At 50.1% G+C, this 17,889-nt stretch carries 15 protein-coding genes and 1 CRISPR repeat array; of the genes, 4 read left to right on the forward strand and 11 right to left on the reverse strand.

The window, feature by feature from the left end:
• Positions 1–54 precede the first annotated feature (54 nt).
• A CRISPR array of direct repeats spans positions 55–1,428; the repeat unit is 28 nt; unit sequence CTCATAACCCCTCATGGGGATTCGTAAC.
• A 121-nt stretch (positions 1,429–1,549) separates the two neighbouring features.
• Genes cas2 through L2Y54_RS13340 form a run of 8 tightly spaced genes read right to left on the reverse strand, consistent with a single transcriptional unit; the run spans position 1,550 to position 10,659 of the window.
• Entirely contained in the window at positions 1,550–1,852 is a 303-nt protein-coding gene (cas2, locus tag L2Y54_RS13305) for a CRISPR-associated endonuclease Cas2 (protein WP_236496692.1), read from the reverse strand.
• Positions 1,853–2,821, reverse strand: a complete 969-nt coding sequence (cas1, locus tag L2Y54_RS13310) for a CRISPR-associated endonuclease Cas1 (RefSeq protein WP_236496694.1) — start codon at positions 2,819–2,821, stop codon at positions 1,853–1,855.
• A 7-nt stretch (positions 2,822–2,828) separates the two neighbouring features.
• On the reverse strand, positions 2,829–3,377 hold the full coding sequence (locus L2Y54_RS13315; protein WP_236496695.1) for a Dna2/Cas4 domain-containing protein: 549 nt from the start codon (positions 3,375–3,377) through the stop codon (positions 2,829–2,831).
• 10 nt (positions 3,378–3,387) lie between these two features.
• Positions 3,388–5,400 (reverse strand): DEAD/DEAH box helicase, encoded by a 2,013-nt coding sequence (locus L2Y54_RS13320; RefSeq protein WP_236496697.1) that lies wholly within the window; start codon positions 5,398–5,400, stop codon positions 3,388–3,390.
• Positions 5,391–6,020 (reverse strand): hypothetical protein, encoded by a 630-nt coding sequence (locus L2Y54_RS13325; protein WP_236496698.1) that lies wholly within the window; start codon positions 6,018–6,020, stop codon positions 5,391–5,393. The genes L2Y54_RS13320 and L2Y54_RS13325 overlap by 10 nt, the downstream gene beginning before the upstream one ends.
• Before the next feature lie 9 nt (positions 6,021–6,029).
• Positions 6,030–7,013, reverse strand: a complete 984-nt coding sequence (cas7d, locus tag L2Y54_RS13330) for a type I-D CRISPR-associated protein Cas7/Csc2 (protein WP_236496700.1) — start codon at positions 7,011–7,013, stop codon at positions 6,030–6,032.
• Positions 7,010–9,922: a hypothetical protein gene (locus tag L2Y54_RS13335; RefSeq protein ID WP_236496702.1), complete on the reverse strand. Its 2,913-nt coding sequence runs from the start codon at positions 9,920–9,922 to the stop codon at positions 7,010–7,012. Before L2Y54_RS13335 ends, cas7d begins: the two co-directional genes overlap by 4 nt.
• Positions 9,919–10,659 carry a CRISPR-associated endoribonuclease Cas6 gene (locus L2Y54_RS13340; protein WP_236496704.1) on the reverse strand — a complete coding sequence of 247 codons (741 nt, stop codon included), beginning with the start codon at positions 10,657–10,659 and terminating at the stop codon, positions 9,919–9,921. Before L2Y54_RS13340 ends, L2Y54_RS13335 begins: the two co-directional genes overlap by 4 nt.
• A gap of 76 nt (positions 10,660–10,735) precedes the next feature.
• On the opposite strand from L2Y54_RS13340, the gene L2Y54_RS13345 reads away from it, so the two are divergent.
• Positions 10,736–11,536 (forward strand): BrxR family helix-turn-helix transcriptional regulator, encoded by an 801-nt coding sequence (locus L2Y54_RS13345; RefSeq protein ID WP_236496706.1) that lies wholly within the window; start codon positions 10,736–10,738, stop codon positions 11,534–11,536.
• 52 nt (positions 11,537–11,588) lie between these two features.
• Positions 11,589–13,025, forward strand: a complete 1,437-nt coding sequence (locus L2Y54_RS13350) for an FAD-binding oxidoreductase (protein WP_236496707.1) — start codon at positions 11,589–11,591, stop codon at positions 13,023–13,025.
• Here L2Y54_RS13350 and L2Y54_RS13355 read toward each other — a convergent pair.
• Both L2Y54_RS13355 and L2Y54_RS13360 read right to left on the reverse strand, forming a co-directional pair.
• A complete protein-coding gene (locus L2Y54_RS13355; RefSeq protein ID WP_236496709.1) occupies positions 13,015–13,602 on the reverse strand; it encodes a hypothetical protein in 588 nt (195 codons plus the stop codon). The genes L2Y54_RS13350 and L2Y54_RS13355 overlap by 11 nt on opposite strands.
• 192 nt (positions 13,603–13,794) lie before the next feature.
• Positions 13,795–15,291 carry a DegQ family serine endoprotease gene (locus tag L2Y54_RS13360; RefSeq protein ID WP_236496710.1) on the reverse strand — a complete coding sequence of 499 codons (1,497 nt, stop codon included), beginning with the start codon at positions 15,289–15,291 and terminating at the stop codon, positions 13,795–13,797.
• Between the two features lie 130 nt (positions 15,292–15,421).
• Here L2Y54_RS13360 and L2Y54_RS13365 point away from each other — a divergent pair, with 130 nt between their 5' ends.
• Both L2Y54_RS13365 and L2Y54_RS13370 read left to right on the forward strand, forming a co-directional pair.
• On the forward strand, positions 15,422–16,105 hold the full coding sequence (locus tag L2Y54_RS13365) for a response regulator transcription factor (protein WP_236496712.1): 684 nt from the start codon (positions 15,422–15,424) through the stop codon (positions 16,103–16,105).
• Complete coding sequence (locus L2Y54_RS13370) at positions 16,086–17,453, forward strand: sensor histidine kinase (RefSeq protein WP_236496713.1); 1,368 nt, start codon at positions 16,086–16,088, stop codon at positions 17,451–17,453. Before L2Y54_RS13365 ends, L2Y54_RS13370 begins: the two co-directional genes overlap by 20 nt.
• Here the strand turns inward: L2Y54_RS13370 and L2Y54_RS13375 are convergent.
• Entirely contained in the window at positions 17,431–17,862 is a 432-nt protein-coding gene (locus L2Y54_RS13375; protein WP_236496714.1) for a hypothetical protein, read from the reverse strand. The genes L2Y54_RS13370 and L2Y54_RS13375 overlap by 23 nt on opposite strands.
• Positions 17,863–17,889: the final 27 nt, after the last annotated feature.

Here is a 17,889-nt window from a genome sequence, read left to right on the forward strand (position 1 = left end):
CGACCTACTACACGTAACATGGGCGATGGCTTGGGGGATTGGTATTGCCCCTCTCTCATAACCCCTCATGGGGATTCGTAACTAGGGCTAGGCGGCGTTCGCGGATGCGTTTGCCAATCTCATAACCCCTCATGGGGATTCGTAACATTAGCCTCGCCGTGCAATCACCATCGCCAGATAACCTCATAACCCCTCATGGGGATTCGTAACCGACAATTACAGCGCAAACCTGCACGCTGGTGAGGCCTCATAACCCCTCATGGGGATTCGTAACAATCTGCAAATCGCTGATTGCTGAGAAGCTGGAAGACTCATAACCCCTCATGGGGATTCGTAACGTGGGCATCGCGGGTGAGGAACGGGAATAGCGGCATCTCATAACCCCTCATGGGGATTCGTAACCGACAATTACAGCGCAAACCTGCACGCTGGTGAGGCCTCATAACCCCTCATGGGGATTCGTAACGGGGGCTGACCTCTAGCTTTTTGGCTAACGCAATAACTCATAACCCCTCATGGGGATTCGTAACGTGGAGCAGCAAGCCATGAGCCTAGTCAGTTACGCCTCATAACCCCTCATGGGGATTCGTAACGCAGCAGCACCTGCTGATGTACTGTAATCGCGGGTAATCTCATAACCCCTCATGGGGATTCGTAACCTGCTTGCACAAAATGCTGGAAGAGCTCGATTTCACGCTCATAACCCCTCATGGGGATTCGTAACTCCGGCTTGGCTGGTGTTAAATTCCCAGCCTGCACTCTCATAACCCCTCATGGGGATTCGTAACGCTGGGCTACCGCACCAATCGCAGACTGGAAGGAGTCTCATAACCCCTCATGGGGATTCGTAACATAGGATGAGGATGTTTTTCATTTTGCACCCCGCATCTCATAACCCCTCATGGGGATTCGTAACATAATGTTGGATGTAGAGCACATATAACGATAAAAAACTCATAACCCCTCATGGGGATTCGTAACCTCATTCATCAGCGCCCAAGAATTCAAGCCTTAGTTCTCATAACCCCTCATGGGGATTCGTAACATTGGTTTGATACAACATGGCAAGAGACGGTAGCGGCTCATAACCCCTCATGGGGATTCGTAACGCTCGTATGCATCAGGTCGTGGTAATTCATGATCAACTCATAACCCCTCATGGGGATTCGTAACACGGCTAAAAACCTGACTGGTGGTGTGTGATGGAACTCATAACCCCTCATGGGGATTCGTAACAGAAAACGTGGCACCGCCGCGAGGTGAATAACGCATCTCATAACCCCTCATGGGGATTCGTAACCTTAATGGGTACAATCCATCTAGCACGTATATTTTTCTCATAACCCCTCATGGGGATTCGTAACCTTGCAGGCAACCTTAGAGGCAGGTCAAATTGATAACTCATAACCCCTCATGGGGATTCGTAACGCCCGATTTCAAGCGGATTTTGGGTGTTTCTGCTTGAAACAGACGGCTTAAACATAGCATGAAAACGTGGTGGGAAGTCATCAAACATCAGGGGATTTTGCTTCAGTGGCGGGTGAAGTTGCTACAAAACCGTGAAATCGCGGCGGTGGTCATCCACAGGTGTCTGTTTCAGCTCACCCTTGCCAGAGCTGTTTTTGGACAAATGATTCACCTCGACATTTTGGCGATTGGCAGCACTGATTTGTGTCACGCGGTCGCCGGGGATCATCAACTTGCTCAATTCACGCCGTAACTTGATCGCCTGCGCATCGGTAATATCACCCGTAAACACCGAATACTGCTCGTGATTCAAATAACGCCGCAACAACTTCTTGAATTTTTCGGTACGCTTGGCTTCGACATCGTAAGTCATCAACATGAACATTCATACCCTCCTCTTAAACGCTTCATACTCCCCTACCCCCAACACTTCGCGTTCCAACCCCAGCGCCTCACGGTAGATCCACTGCCGGAAACTGCGCCCCTGATACTGCTCTTCCAAACGCAAGGAAAACTGTTCAGCGACATTGCGTCGCCCCGTTTCTGTCAGTAAACACACCGCATCATGTTGCTCGAACCAACTGTCATCCAACATCCGCCGCTGCACCATGCGGAAAATCAGCATATCCGTTAACACCGGCTTGAACGGTTCCGCCAGATCAAGGCTCAATGAAGCACGCCCATAACCCGGCGAATGCAACACGCTAAACGTCTCTTCCAAATGCGTTTTACTGATTTCATGACGCACCACCGTGTAAACCAACTGATTGAGGAAGGACAATAAGCAATTGATCGGATTATTCGGCGGACGACGTACCCGCTTGCCAAAATCCAGTTCCGCATGAATAGCAGGCCATGCCGCGTAATAATACTGGTGTAACTGCCCCTCAATCCCCATCAAAGTATTCGTATCCAACGCTTTGGGCAGCGTCGTCACCAGCTTTTGCATATCGGCAATGGGCTGCTTTACTGCCTCATTGCCGCGATACTGGTGATAACGCAAATTTGCCAGCATATTATGCGCGGCTCCTCGTACCACCTCACGCGCTACACTCATCCGCCGCTCCGTGTTGAGCAACAATTCCGCCTGTTTCAGTTTCACCTTACCTGCCGGATTGTGATCGTAAGGCTCGAATGCCCCCTTGAAATAACCGTAGTAATCAAACACCGACAAGCGCACCCCATGCTTGCCGCACAAACCCAACAAACGTGAATTGAGGCGACTTTCCGCTAACAACACCACATGCGACAACTTTTCAATCGGCAACGAGCGGACTTGATCGCCGACTTTAATTTGCAGCGTATTTTCATGCTGCCTAAGCTGTGCTTCCCGCGAAATAAACAAGGTTTCCATAACGTACTCAGTCAAAACCACAGAAAGCAGCCAACGAACAACTGCTACACAAGCCAATTTTTTTCGCAGCAGGCACTGCGTCTTGCTCCCCCAATTGCGCCAAACGCACCGATGCATCCCACAATGTTTGTAAACGTGCGGCATCCAACACCACTTCGCGCCGCCGCCGCGAACTCAACACATGCGTAAACGCCCGCCACTGTTTGCCCGTACTGATCGACAACATCAACGCATAAAATGCCGTTTGATTGCTGGAAGCCTCGACCGCACCGCCCGTTCCCTTATTTTCGTACACAATGCATTCATCCCACTCAATCCGATCCGGTGCTAATCCAAACAAACCACGTACCGAATGATCACGCTGATAACTGGCATCGTGTAACGCGGCTCCCGTTTGTACCCGCGTGTACCATTGCGCAAAATTCACCTTGTGCAAATACATCCACGCCCGCCGTTCGCACAATTCCACATGCTGGAAGTGCAAACCGTGCAAGTTGAGGTTGTCGACTCGTGCGAGAAAAGCAGGAGCATGTTCCCAGATGAAGGCTTCAGGCATTACCGACCTCTCAAATCAGCAAACTGGTGGTGGAAGCTGATAAATCCGCATCATTGCCCGGTATTAATCCGGTTAGACTCACCAGTAATTCAGCGGCTTTCATGGCTTCAGGGTGATCATCCCACGCCGCTTCTGCATCCATATCGCGCTGGTTTTGTAAATGGCGTACCCATTCACGTAGCAATCCTGTGCCCGCCTCCAATTCCACGGTGCGTTTGGTATAGGGGAAATACACCGTCAGACGACGACTGGCGCGATTCTTCTCATCCAACAAATAATATTCCAGCTCAAAATGCAGTTGGAAATATAAAGCATCATTAACGCCGTATTGCCCGGTAATGCGCGTCATAATGTCGGTTTCACGCTCTAACCAAACCCTATCCACCTGTAAACGCCGTCCATCACCTTCGATAACCAATACCCGTGTGCCAATATCGCGTAAGTTCAGGGCTTGGGCAAACAAGCGTTCCCGCCATTGCACAGCGGCTTCACGGTAATAATCATCGGTTTCCAACGCAGCAAACTGTTTCAGCAAAGCATAAAGGTGCTTACTACTGGATGGTTGGTGCTGTAACAAATGCACCCGCCGATGTTTATGGCTGCTTTTATGACTCAACAGGACTTGCCAATACAAACCACTCGTATAAATCGCCTGCTGCGGCAATGAACCAAAATACAACGTTTCGCTGGTTTTACCCATTTCAGCGCTGTCGCCATTGAATGACTGTTGGGCTTCTCGACTTAATACTTCGGTCAATTCTCGGATGGAAACGTGTTGGTTTTGGTGGGTGCTTATCCAGCGATTCAGTTCCCGTAACCACGGGTTACGATCCTCCAAAGCCGTATCCGTGCGTACTACCACGGCTCCATCTTCCCCACGACGCGCTGCTCGCCCATAACGTTGCAGGAAATTCATCGGCGCAAACCCCGGCTCCATTAACATCACATTGGCAGCACGGAAAGTCACCCCCATTTCCACACTGGCGGTAGCAATCAGGACATTGAAATCATCAGGATTTTGTCGCCGCCCAGTATGGAAACCGTAACCTGACCGGCTATTTTCCCCACTATCGTCAATACTATTAATGACCAGCACCTTATCAGCCGCAATACCCGCACTTTTCAGTAAACGTACTAACGTGGGCATATCCCGCTTCAACGCAGCCAGTGCATTGTAAATCAGTACCACCTGACGATTATGCGTTACCTCTTCCTTCACCAAAGCAAGCTGTTGTTCCAGTACCGCTGGCATATCCGATAATGCTGCCAAACGCAAACACACATCGCCATGCAATGCCCGCCCGCTCGTCGTAATCACCTCGTGTAATTCCGCTATTTCCGTGTCAGGCACACCCAATTTCAACAAGGTCGGTTTAATATCCAATGGCGTAGCAGACAGTAAACTGACTTTAGCCACACCATACCCGGTTGTGCCATGCTCCGTGGGTACGCTGGCAAGTTTGGCGAACAAAGCTGCCAATCCAAACCCTCGTGCTTCAATGGTGTGAAATTCATCGAAGACAATGTGATCAAAATCGTCTAACACATCGAATACGCTCGTACCCGCTTGCCCTTTGTCCAGCCGGTAACGATGTAAAAGCTGGCTGACCACTTCAGGCACGGCAATAATCATTTCTCCACCGGAACGGGTAGCGTCCAATGCCTGCATCTGCCTGATTCGATAACCACGGATATTGTCGATACCTTGTTCACGCAATACCGCTGTTTGGTCTGAACTCCAAACCTGCACCTTTTTCTCGGCAACCGCTACTTGCCAATGCGCGGTTTTCACCAAATCGTCAATCAAGCTGGCAGCAATGTTCTGCGCCAAGCGACGGGTTGGCACAATAAACAAAATACGTTGCTGCTGTAACAGTGCTTTTTGGAAAGCGTAAGTCTTCCCCGCGCCTGTGGGTGCATCCACAATCCGCACCCGTCTCGGTTCATGCAGCAAGGCTTGCTGCAACGGCGACAAGCCATTGTCCAGTTGTGAGACACAATGGCGCGTGATGGTTAGTTCCATTGTTGTACCGCCTGAAGTGCATCTTTAACCGGCATTCGTTCAGTCAGTTGCAATCCGTACAGCAAGTAACGCTCGACGGATAACTCATGCCCAAACAACGCAGCCGTGGCAGCATTCAAGCGCACTTGTTCTACTTTGACCGGACGTAAACGCAACATGCCATTGCGATGCAAACCAATGCGGATCACCAGTTCATCCTGACCGCTATACGCGAATGGATCAAAGCCAAACAATGCTCCGGTAAATACCACGCCAAGTGGTACTTCTTGGGTAGTGAAAAAATCTTTCAGGTTCCCTTTTTTCACCACATCCTGAATCCGACGTTTATAACCCGCCTCTTCGGTGAGATTCAGCCGACGAACCACAGGCGATAGCAAACGGGGTTGTTCAGTCATAAGAACAGAGGCTCGCCAAGGCATTGCCTCCATGTCACGGCGGTAATCTTTCGTTGGCAAGCACACACTGGAACGCATCATGCCCAGTGTTGCGGCTAATCCAAACATTAGTGCCTGATCACTCACCAATTCCGGCAATGTCGCCGTACCGCCTTGTACCATCAGCGAGTGGTAAGCAAAGGGAGTCAGGGTTTCCGCCTGAATGCCGGTGATAATGGCTTTCATGGCAAGCTCCTATTGAAACCATTGATCAAACAGCTCTGCGACGTGAGGTTGTGCCTGCCGGTACTCTTGCTCCAACGCACTACCACTTTGATTAAACGCGGCGATCAAATCAGTCTGCCATGCCGCCACTTCATCACCTTGAATGACCAGCTCATGGGCAGCTTGCAACAACTCATGCAAGCTGGCTTTCGCTGCAAGCACATCATTAGCGTCACGACCTTGCAGTCCACGCAATAGCTCGTAAGGCGAGGTGATTGCCTGTTCAAACTTACCACCATACAGACCTACGACATGAGTACGGATATTGATGCCCGTAACGGAAGTTTGCCCGCCATAACTACCCGCCATCCCGACACTCAATAACAAGTGTTTTAAGCCGATTTCGGGCAATACCTGACCACGGGTACTTAATACCTGCACCATGAGCGTTCCCGGTTTAATGAAATGGCGAGTAAACAGGTTGTCACTGTTCTTTTTACTTTCTGCATCAAAAAGCGTGCCATCTTCCATAGCGCGATTATGAAAGGTTTCATCCACGCACTTATCTTTAGGCAACAAACTCAATGCATCGGAATAATTGACAGCGGCACGTACTGGCAACACGCGATTGTCGTAGTTGGCAGAGTCACCAAATACCAGCGTATTCAGATCAAACGCAGCGGATGGATTTTGCCCCTTGTACAAGACGGTTTTGTTTTGCGGCAAACGCCCACCGATGCCCAGTGCTCGCAGAATTTGCAACCCACGGTTGCGCTCAATGTATTTAAATTTATTGGGCACAGCACGAACGTACAAATCATCTAACCATTCAATATCGGTAATTTCCTGCTCCGCATTACGGAATACCACAGGCGCGACCGCTTCGCGGATGAGGACTAAACTGATCGACCCCAGATTTTTTAGCTTAGGGTGAATATAGGTTTTCTTGTCGTCAATCGGGCTTTCGGTGGTTAATGCACTGATGTTTGCTAAATACGGGGCGAGTGCTTTCATAACAAATCTCCTTGTGTCGGTTCGAGGTTGGTAGTGTCTTCAATCAGTGGGGTGGTTTCGTTAATGGCGGTATTACGGAATGCTTGTAAAAAAGCCATACGATAAACACTGCCCAATAAGCGCCGGGTTTTCTGAGCGGGTGGTTTTCCATGCAAAACCCCCAGCCAAACCTCGTGAACAAATTGGTGGGCAAAGTCCATACACGCCGCTTCTAGGGATTGTTCCTCACGATGCTTCTTGGCTGCGGCTTCATCCTTACGTACCAAATTGGTTTCCAATTCACCGGCTATCCCGTGAATCAATGAAGCCGGATCAGATTGCCCAGCACTGCGCAACGCTAACGCACTGTCGAGACAAATTTTAAACACGCGCATTTCTACATTGGTAGAGACTTGCCCTATTGGGCGACGTTGAATACGGGTAGCGGCTTGCCCCAGCCGTACTAATGCCCCATCGGAATCTGACATAGCATGTTGCTCCTCTAATTGCTGAAACTCTTTGAAAAGGCGTGCAGCCAATGGCTTCATTGCAGCCGTTTTTGCATTTTGATGTTGCTTTAGCGCATCGTGGGCATGACACCACGCCAAACAAATGGCACTAAAGCGAGTACGCGGGAAGGCATAAAGACCGAGTATGTCGTAACCTAAACCCGGTGTGGAAATCAGTGTTTGTGCCATATTCAAGGTGGCCATAGCGTCGGGGATTTGCTCCAAGCGCAACGCTTGATAGCCAATTAATGCCTTTAACACCGGTGGCATGGCATCAAAATAGAAAAAAGCTTTTTGGGCTGTCGGTAAACCACGAAATACATGAATCGGGCGACCAATACGCAAACAAGCCGAGAGTAGTAAGCGCAACATATTAATCTGATCTTCAGTTTTTTCTGGAATGCGCTCCAAGCGTGCCATGCGGTAACGCTGCCGATAGACTTCCAAGCCTTTGTAATGTGCTTTACCCGGTTCAACTTTTTGACGGCTTAAGTCATATACCGATAAAGCAGCGAAAGTCTGCTCATTATTCAGAATCAAAGCACCAAACAAACCCGTCGTGACAGGCGAAGATAACATGCTGGGGACACCAGAAGGCTTACCACCTTGAATGCTATACACATCGCTTCTCAATTTGTGTTCTGCCAGTGATACATGCCCAATGGGTACTTGCCCGTTTGCGGGAGCAGTAATGGAATCGGGTTTGCCATCACGCCCGCTAAAAGCAGAAACCTTGACTTCGTACAAACCAAGATTACTGGCTATTAAGGTACTGGCGGGTTCATCCGTAAACAAACAGCGACCGACAACCCCTTCATCATTGGGAAAAGCGCGTTGTTTTCCGAGTAACTGTCCAAAATGCCGCTCGACCGCTTGTTGGACAGCAACACCTTCGCCCTCAAAGAATTGGCTAAACCCGACCGTTTCTTCCGTGCCTTCCAACCATTGTTGCAACAAGCCGGTTTCACCCCAAATGCGTTGATTTAAGGTTGTTTCAACCTGACTCACTGCTGTAACCCACAATGCAACTAATACATAACGTGATTGCTTGTCACCCATGTTTTGCAACCATTCCGGTAGCGTTGTATCAACAAGCTCCAATAACTGGCGTTCACGTTCCGCATAATCCGGTAAGCCATTTTTCTTGCTGACGGGCAATTTCAAGTTAATCAACAAGGTAAGATGCGCCGCTTTCAACAAGTACTGTTGCGCTGAAAATTCCAAAACATCAGGATCTGGATAAGGTGTACTGGTTTGTCCGCTTACTTTAGGCCAGTGGGGTGCTAAACCAATAATCTTCAGGCAGTCATCCAGCGGCTGTTTAATGGATTCAATCAAACTGTTACTGATACGAAACAGTTGCCCGATGGTACGGCGTGGTTCTTTTTCCAGAAACGCCTGCAACCCTGCATGATCGGGTTTGCCATTTAATAGCTCAGGCAAACCACGGTTAGAAATGCTGATTTCCAGTTTGAAAGGCAAATGACTGATCAAACGTTTCAGTCCATCTGCCTTAATCTTCTCGGCTTGTGCTTTGGGTAGCAGCATGAACAAACGCCCATCCTGATGCACTTCTAACAAAGGAGGAATGCCCGCAATCCGTTGACAAGCAAAGGATAAACGGCGTTGCAATTCATCCAGTAAAAACGGGTGGTGCGGGTCAAACACATCCAGCGTTTCCCACTGCGACAACAGGGCGGAACTAAAACTTTGCTCTTGTTGTAAACGTTGAATAATGGCTTCTAAACCACCTTGCGCCCCATGCTCTTGCCACAAGCCATCCAACTTATCGGCTAATTTGACGTAGCGTTCGACTGCATATTTGTAAGGACGTGGAGGAGAAACCACCGCAGGATGGCGATAACGCTGGGAATCTTCCGCCTGTTCAATCAAAAAGCGAATTTGATCAGGCGTAAGTACAACCTCCTCACTTGCCAAAAATTCAGTGATGCCGTAACGCTTGACCGCCATTTCAACGTGCTCCACCGTCAATTCCGCATCACGTGATAGTTGCAACATCTTGTCGAGATCGTGCAGGAATGCGATGGTCGCCAATACGGTTAAACGTTGACGCAACTCGCGTTCATCCATCTCCGGGTTTTCTAACAACCAATCCAAGGCTGCCAGCATTAATGCCCCGCGCACCACCGATAACAGGTGATCCAGCAGCGTAATATTCTGATTTTTCAGGTAACGCTCGCGTTTGCTTGCGTCATCATCCCAACCGCCTTTACCGCTAATGCTCATCAGGTAGATGACACGTGGGTCGATAGACTTTTCAGCGTGAATGGCTTTCTTTAGCTCTTCACCCAAAGGTGCTCCGGCGCGTTCCTTCAGCACATGCTTTTCTAAAATGTCCTGCATGAAACGGCTGTAAATCTCACCCGCCAGCGCATTGGCGCGTTGCATTGCAGTACTCATCGTCCCACTCCTTCTTCCAACAAGCCCAAACACCCAAACCCGCTACGGGTCTTTTCCCCAATTCCCGCATACCATGCCAGTCGTAGATCGTCTTCACTGCCTTGCAGCAGTAACGGGGCTTGCATCCCAATCACAAAGCTCTTACGTCCATCCTGAAAAATTCTCAGATTGACCAGCACCGAATGCTTAGGGGTAGCTCGTAAATACAGCGAGTCAGGGTGCAGTTCCAAGTTCACTTCACGCCCAGCAAGAAACGACAATTTACGGTTAATCGTGGCACTCAAGCCCAGTGTCGGTGCATCCAAGCGGTCATGCCAACGCTTGCCCTTGCCTTGATGCGCTTCATCGCTAAGCACCAAAGGTGAATAGCAAATACACCCTAATTGTGTTTGCTGCGGTAAGATCGGGTCAGGTTCTATCTGCACCCGCGCCGCCGCAAAATTGACAAACTCTGCATCCCAACGCCGTTTGGTGATATGTTCGGGTTTGAGGCGTGATAAAATTCGTGCGAGTGCTGGATCAGGCGTGGAAACAACCAAACTGTGAGCAAAACCCTGATGTCCACGATGCCAGCCGAGAGCAGCGAAATTCCACGGTTTGGCTTGATGCCCAATGATGTCACTGCTGTTTGCACCGGCTTCTACCCAAGCATTAACCAACGCATCATGGATTAAGTCTTGATGAGAATAGACCTGTACAGGTTCGCCCTTGGGAATTTGTAGTCGGATTCGTAACATTGCTTTGTCCTGCCGCTATGATTTTGTACAATCATTATCACACCATTTTTACGACCATAGCAAACTTGAATGAGTCATGAATCGCGACATATACAGACGTTTCGTCTACATTGAAACCTGCTTATACTGGGGAGCCGGTATTACCGCCAAAAAACTGGGGGAAACGTTTGAAATTGCCCGCCAGAATGCCCAAGCCAGCATCAGTGCTTACCGCGAATTACACCCCAGTAATATGCATTACAACCCCTCACTGAAACGTCACGAAGCCAGCACAACTTTCGAGCCGCATTACATCAGTGATAAACCCGAACTGTATTTGAATTATTTACGTGGCAACTACCTCACCAGCCGTTTCTGGAAAGATGAAGACTGGAGCGAACTCTCGATTCACGATGTCGATACCTTATTTCGCCCACATCTGCACACCGATATTACCCGCACCGTAGTGAGTGCTATCCAGAAACAACAAGTCTTGCACTTGTATTACCACGCCAAACGGCAAACCCATTACTTAACCATTGCCCCTAACCAACTGGTCTATGCCAGCCGTCGTTACCATATCCGTGCTTACCATTACGAAGCCAATAAGTTCATTGATCTAGTATTGTCACGTATTCTTGAAGCCAGTTTGTCTGAGGAAGATTGGGTGTCGTCGGCGGAAGATAATGAGTGGAATACCTATGTGGATTTGCACTTTAAACCCAACCCCGACTTACCGGAGCAACTGCGCAACACCTTGCTGGTTGACTTCCGCTTAGAACAAAATATTTACACCATTACTGCCCGCAAAGCCTTACAAGCTTACGTTCTACGCGAAATGGAACGATTGGATTGGCAATATAAAATCCCTCTGTGGTTACGTTACGAAGGTGTATGATTCACTCCAACGTTCCTGTCTTTCTTCAGACACTTAGCGAGGGAATATCACGATGTCAACCACGACTAACGTCAGTCGGCGCAAGTTTCTATGCGATGCATTAACGCTTGCCGCCAGCATCCCCGCTTTTTACTTCCCACTGACGGCTAGTGCGGATAGCCGTGCTCCAGTTTCAAACGCTAATGTGCGTTTTTTATTACGCAATGACGCCGATTACGCCAAACACCGCCAGATATTCAACAAGCGCATTACTGCCATGCCCAAAATCATTGCGGTGTGTGCCAATGAAACAGGTGTGCAAGCCGCGATTGCTTACGCGCAACAAGCCAAACTGCCGATTGCGGTCAAAAGCGGCGGACACAGTTTTGAAGGGTTTTCAACCAATGATGGCGGCTTAATGCTGGATTTGTCGAGTATGAATAAGCCGAAATACGATAAAGCGACTAAGCTTCTGACCATTCAACCGGGCGCAAAACTTGGCGGGGTGTATGAATATTTGCACCAATACGGGCGCATGATTCCTGCTGGTTCTTGTGCTGGCGTTGGCGTGGCGGGTCTAACACTGGGCGGCGGCTACGGCTTTTTTGCACGGCAATTGGGCTTAACCTGCGACAGCTTACAACGTGTGCGCATGGTGGATGGCAAAGGCAAACTGCACGATTCCAGCACTAACCCCGAACTGTTATGGGCGTGCAAAGGTGGCGGCAATGGCAATTTCGGCATTATTACCGAGCTGGAGTTTAAAACCCACCCTGCCCCAACCCATTTTAGTAGCTACCGTTATAAATACCGCAATCTGACACCCGCGAGCGCTACCCAATTAGCGGAACGCTGGTTTGAATGGATGAAAACCTTACCCAACACCGCCTATTCCTCATGGGTATTGAATGGCAAGCACGTGACAGTGATTGTGACCGATACCAGCAGCACCCCATCAGCCGCCCTGAAAACCATTCTCGCCAAACTCAAAGCGGGCGCAACCGAAGTCATGACACCCCGTAAGGATGCATTTCTACGCGGCATCCAACGCTACAAAGGCGGTGTTGAGCCAATGTATTTTAAGAATGTTTCCGCTGGCTATTACAACGGGTTCAGTGACATAAAAGCACTGTTACCCACCATTTGCCAGCAAATCGGTGCAGCTAAACTCACCACTATTTTGCAAATCAACACCTTGGGCGGCGCGATTAACAACCCCGCGCTAGAAACGACGGCAGCTTACCCCCACCGCGCCTTTGGCTATCTCGGTGAATTGCAAACCTATTACGACAAAGCCACGCAAACCAAATTAGCGGAGCAAATTGTACGTGATATTCAAGGAAAGCTAACGGCAAGCGGCATCAAAGCCCATTACCGCAATTACCCGGATGCCGAATTGCCTAATTGGGAAACCGCGTATTATGGCAAGTCCTACCCGCGCTTACAGGCATTAAAGCGCCAATTCGACCCGGATAACCTGATCCGTCACCCGCAAAGCGTCAAACTTTGAGGATGTCTGCCAACTGCCAGATACACGCATCCGCATTGCGTTGCTGAATTTCGAGCCGTAAACCATTTTCCTGCGCTGCGAGTAAACCTTCCAGCAAACGAATATGGCGAACCCGCAATTTGAGCAGTTCCATGCTTTGGGTCATTGGTGATAACAGTTCTTCAGCTTCATGGATATTGTCGTACACATGCCGCCGGACTTGTTCGGCGTAAGCGATAATGCTGCCACAATCGTCGTATTGCGCGGCAACTTTGCTGGTGTGCAAGCCGTGACTATCCGCATCGTCTTCCACACGCGGGTCACGTTTGCTGGCTGCCGAAAGCTCACGAATTTGCTGGCGAACTTGCGCAAGTTCATGACGATTATCCCGAATGATTTGCTTATTGGTTTCGAGTTGCGCCAGCATTTGCTGGTAAACATTTAGCGCTGATGCTAACACCACATCGTTTGTGGGAGCTGGGGGAATCGGCGGCGGTTCAGAGACCACTTCAGGTTCAGGTGCTGCTTCAGTTGTTTCTGTTTCTGGTGCAACATATTCGTCATCAGGTGCGGTATAGGTTTTGTTATTATCCGACATTAGGCAGATCCTCTGTGATTAATCACCGCATAATCCTGAATTCGGGCTTTATTGTCTGTAGCGGGGTTTATAGACCACCGTGATCTTCAGATAATCGGCAAGTTGACCAAGAATCGACAAAAAAATCCCCGCCAAGGTGCGTATCCATTGGCGGGGAAAGTGCTTGGAGTGTGCCAAGTGAAAGAAAAGTATCTACGGTTTATTGACCGCCACAAAGCGGGTTTGTTCACCCTGCATAATCAACATTGCAATGGGTTTACCGGCAGGCGCGGCTTGTACCGCCGTTTTAAGGTCAGCCGCTGATGTCACCGGCTGATTGTTGACGGAAACAATCACATCCCCCACGCTCAACCCGGCCTGTTCAGCAGGACCATCAGCCATGACTTGCTCGACTACCACGCCATGGCTTAACTTACTGGATTTCAGCTCCTCACTGCTTAATGTTGACACCATTAAGCCCAGCATCCCGCTTTCACCTTGCGTTTTAGCGACTGGCGAGGTTTCTTCCTTGTCATCGCCGAGTTTGGCAATGGTGACATTTAAGGTTTTCTCTGCCCCTGCCCGCAGGAGTTTGAGCGGCACTTGCGTACCCACTGGGGTATTGCCTACCAATAAAGGTAAATCAGAGGACGATTTCACCTTGCCCTCACCAAAACCCACGATAACATCACCGGCTTGCACGCCCGCTTTATCGGCAGGGCTACCCGCTTGGACACTGGAAACCAGTGCGCCATCCGGCTGATTCAAGTTGAAAGAGCTGGCTAAATCCTGGCTCATATCCTGAATCGCCACACCCAACCAACCCCGGTCAACCTTACCTTTGCTCTTGAGTTGCTCGATGACGGTTTTTGCCACGTTTATCGGAATCGCAAACGAGATGCCCATATAGCCACCGCTGCGGCTATAAATTTGCGAGTTGACCCCGATTACCCGTCCACTGAGATCAAACAACGGGCCGCCAGAGTTACCGGGGTTCACGGCCACATCGGTCTGAATAAACGGCACATACGTGCCATCCGGTAGACTCCGTGACAAAGCACTGACAATGCCTTGGGTCGCGGTAAGATCCAAGCCAAACGGCGCACCAATTGCCACTACCCACTGCCCTACTTCCAAGGCATTGGAATCACCGAGTTGCACCGTCGGCAAGTTTTCCGCTTTGACTTTCAGCACGGCAATATCACTGAGGATGTCGATGCCAATGACTTCAGCAGGCAACTCGCGACGGTCATTCAAGCCCACCAAAATGGATTTCGCGTCTTCCACCACGTGTGCATTGGTAACAACGTAGCCATCCGCTGAAATAATAAACCCTGAACCGGAAGCTCTGGCGCGGCGTGATTCTGGCTCTTCACCACCGGGTAAGCCCCGGAAAAAACGTTCCAACTCTGGTGGCAAGTCATCTGGCAAACCGCCCATGCGTTTAGATGCTGCCGACGCTTCCACGCTGATATTGACCACTGCCGGGCTATTTTGTTTGATCAGTGTGGTCAATTCCGGTAACGCACCTGCACTGGGGGCTGGTGCTGGGGCGGTAACAGGTGCGGCAACTAACGGCGCTGCTGCCGGGGCTTGCTGCAAGGGAAAGGTGCTGGCGGTTTCTGCCAACACTGGCACGATCCCACCCAATACCAATGCTGAACTCATCAGCAAACCTGCGCCTACTACCCGCTGTTTACGTGTGAACATGAATCACTTACTCCTGTGCAATATGCTGTGTTATAGCCAATATAGTGACAGAAACAACATTACCAAGGGTTTGCGGGAAGGTTACGGAATTGTCATGTTCAGATGTCAGGAAGTGTTTTATGCTTGCGCTATGAATATCCTAATCGTTGAAGATGACCGCCAAACCGCCAGTTTCATCCAGAAAGGCTTGATAGAAAGTGGCTACATTGTTGATCACGCTGCTGATGGCGAGGATGGTCTGCACCTTGCCCGGCAAGGTAACTACGACGTACTGATTGTCGACCGGATGTTGCCAAAACGCGATGGTCTTTCCTTAATCCAGACCCTGCGTGCGCAAGGGATGCAAACGCCCGTGCTGATCTTGAGCGCCTTAGGCGATGTCGATCACCGCGTCGAAGGCTTGCGTGCCGGTGGCGATGATTATCTGGTGAAACCTTACGCTTTCAGCGAGTTGCTGGCACGCTTGCAAGCCTTATTGCGTCGCACCCAGCCCGCGCAAGAATACACCACGCTCAAGGTTCGGGATTTGGAAATGGACTTGCTCAAACGCCGCGTTACCCGTGGCGGCACAGTGATTCCCCTGCAACCGCGCGAATTCAATCTGCTCGAATACCTGATGCGCCACGCTGGGCAAGTCGTCACCCGCACCATGTTGCTGGAAAAAGTCTGGGACTACCATTTCGACCCGCAAACCAATGTGATTGATGTCCATATCAGCCGGTTGCGGAGCAAAGTAGACAAGGATTTCGACACACCATTGCTACACACCATCCGGGGTGCGGGGTATTTGTTGCATGACCCGCAAACTGCTTAACACCTCGGTTTTCCGGCTATCGCTGGTATACGCCTTACTGTTTAGCGCCGTGGCAGCGGGCGCACTGGGCTACATTTACTGGATGGCAAAGGGGCAAATGGAACAGCAAACCGATGCCCGCTTACAACTCGAAACCGATGCCCTGCTCAACCTGTACCGCCGCCTTGCCTTTGAAGGTTTGAGCGGGGCAATCACCATGCGTAACAGTGAAAATGGCTCACGCTACCTGATTTCCCGCCTGATTCACCGCAGCGAGCAGGATTTGACCCGCGACCTCGAATTTGAAGATTTTACCCAAAGCTCCAAACAGATCGTCGCCAGCTTACCGTTTAGTTTGATTAGCGGCGAAAAACGCCATTCCGAACCTGCCCGGATGATGCTGACGCTGTTACCGGGGGGCTATCAATTATTGGTGGTCACTGACCTAAAAGAACAGCAGACCCTGCAAGCCCGTTTATTGCAAACCGTCTTAGCCGCTATCGGCATTATTGTGGCATTAGCCTTAGCGGGCGGGATATTCATGAGCCACAATGTGCAACGCCGTCTCAATGCGGTGGGACACACTGCCAATGAGATTATGAGCGGCGACCTCACACGGCGGATGCCCGTGACCCGACGTAATGATGAATTCGACAGCCTCAGCCGTGTCCTCAACACCATGTTGGCAAGGATCGAACACCTGATGCAAAGTATGCGGGATGTCACCGACAACCTCGCGCACGATTTACGTAACCCGCTCAACCGCTTGCGAAATCGTCTGGAAACCAGCCAATTTCAGCCTTCCGCGCAAACCGATTACCCGCAACTGATTCAAGACACCATCGTCGAAGTTGACGAACTCATTAAAACCTTCAACGCGCTGTTGAGCATTGCACAAATCGAATCCAGCGCCCAACGTCAAGATTGGGCGGAAGTTGATTTAACCTTGCTGATCGAAGAACTTGCCGACCTCTACACGGCGGTTGCCGAAGAACAAAACCTCACCCTGAGTTATCACGCCGCGCCGGGCTTGCAGATACACGGCAATCGCCAATTGTTAGCGCAAGCCATCACCAATTTGCTGGATAATGCGGTGAAATACATCCCTGCCGGTGGCGAAATCCATCTGGCAGCAACACAACAAGCCGGTAATATCACCATTACGGTAGCGGATAACGGCCCGGGTATTCCTAAAGCACAACGCGAACAAGTCTTCCAACGCTTTACCCGTCTGGATAATGCCCGCAGCACACCCGGCAACGGGTTGGGTTTGAGTCTGGTGAAAGCCGTGGCGGAATTGCATGGGGCGACCGTGCAACTGGATGACAATCACCCCGGCTTGAAAGCTAGTATCCTGATTTCTCGTTGATTTTATCGACCGCTTTCTGACCAATGTCTTTGGCAGTATCGGCAGTGGCGCGATTGATGGCTTGCACCAAATCACCGGCAGGAATCGCCATGCCATTAATCATCATTTGCGTTGGCGTGTTGGCGTATTCACCCATTGCATTGCGGTAATCCGTATCCGGGCTACTTAAACCGTAAATGCACACCGCCTGCGACACTTCATTACCCTGCCCTTCCAAGGCAAATTCCAAGGTAATTTGTAACTGCACGCCTTTTTGTTCGGTTTGCTGCTCACTGTGCCACACCACACCTTTATCACCGGCTAAGGCAACAGTGACGGCTTTGCAAGTTTTCAGGGGTGAATCCAGATTATGCCCACCAGTACAAGCACTTAAGATCCCGGTGATAGCGACGACCATCCATTTGCGCATTTATTAACTCCTTTACTGCACTACATC

It is taken from the genome of Thiothrix winogradskyi (assembly GCF_021650935.1).
GTDB classification, from domain to species: Bacteria; Pseudomonadota; Gammaproteobacteria; order Thiotrichales; family Thiotrichaceae; genus Thiothrix; species Thiothrix winogradskyi.

Coding starts and splice junctions, on each gene's coding strand:
- cas2 (WP_236496692.1), bottom strand. CDS start 1,852: ATGTTCATGTTGATGACTTACGATGTCGAAGCCAAGCGTACCGAAAAA.
- cas1 (WP_236496694.1), bottom strand. CDS start 2,821: ATGGAAACCTTGTTTATTTCGCGGGAAGCACAGCTTAGGCAGCATGAA.
- L2Y54_RS13315 (WP_236496695.1), bottom strand. CDS start 3,377: ATGCCTGAAGCCTTCATCTGGGAACATGCTCCTGCTTTTCTCGCACGA.
- L2Y54_RS13320 (WP_236496697.1), bottom strand. CDS start 5,400: ATGGAACTAACCATCACGCGCCATTGTGTCTCACAACTGGACAATGGC.
- L2Y54_RS13325 (WP_236496698.1), bottom strand. CDS start 6,020: ATGAAAGCCATTATCACCGGCATTCAGGCGGAAACCCTGACTCCCTTT.
- cas7d (WP_236496700.1), bottom strand. CDS start 7,013: ATGAAAGCACTCGCCCCGTATTTAGCAAACATCAGTGCATTAACCACC.
- L2Y54_RS13335 (WP_236496702.1), bottom strand. CDS start 9,922: ATGAGTACTGCAATGCAACGCGCCAATGCGCTGGCGGGTGAGATTTAC.
- L2Y54_RS13340 (WP_236496704.1), bottom strand. CDS start 10,659: ATGTTACGAATCCGACTACAAATTCCCAAGGGCGAACCTGTACAGGTC.
- L2Y54_RS13345 (WP_236496706.1), top strand. CDS start 10,736: ATGAATCGCGACATATACAGACGTTTCGTCTACATTGAAACCTGCTTA.
- L2Y54_RS13350 (WP_236496707.1), top strand. CDS start 11,589: ATGTCAACCACGACTAACGTCAGTCGGCGCAAGTTTCTATGCGATGCA.
- L2Y54_RS13355 (WP_236496709.1), bottom strand. CDS start 13,602: ATGTCGGATAATAACAAAACCTATACCGCACCTGATGACGAATATGTT.
- L2Y54_RS13360 (WP_236496710.1), bottom strand. CDS start 15,291: ATGTTCACACGTAAACAGCGGGTAGTAGGCGCAGGTTTGCTGATGAGT.
- L2Y54_RS13365 (WP_236496712.1), top strand. CDS start 15,422: ATGAATATCCTAATCGTTGAAGATGACCGCCAAACCGCCAGTTTCATC.
- L2Y54_RS13370 (WP_236496713.1), top strand. CDS start 16,086: ATGACCCGCAAACTGCTTAACACCTCGGTTTTCCGGCTATCGCTGGTA.
- L2Y54_RS13375 (WP_236496714.1), bottom strand. CDS start 17,862: ATGCGCAAATGGATGGTCGTCGCTATCACCGGGATCTTAAGTGCTTGT.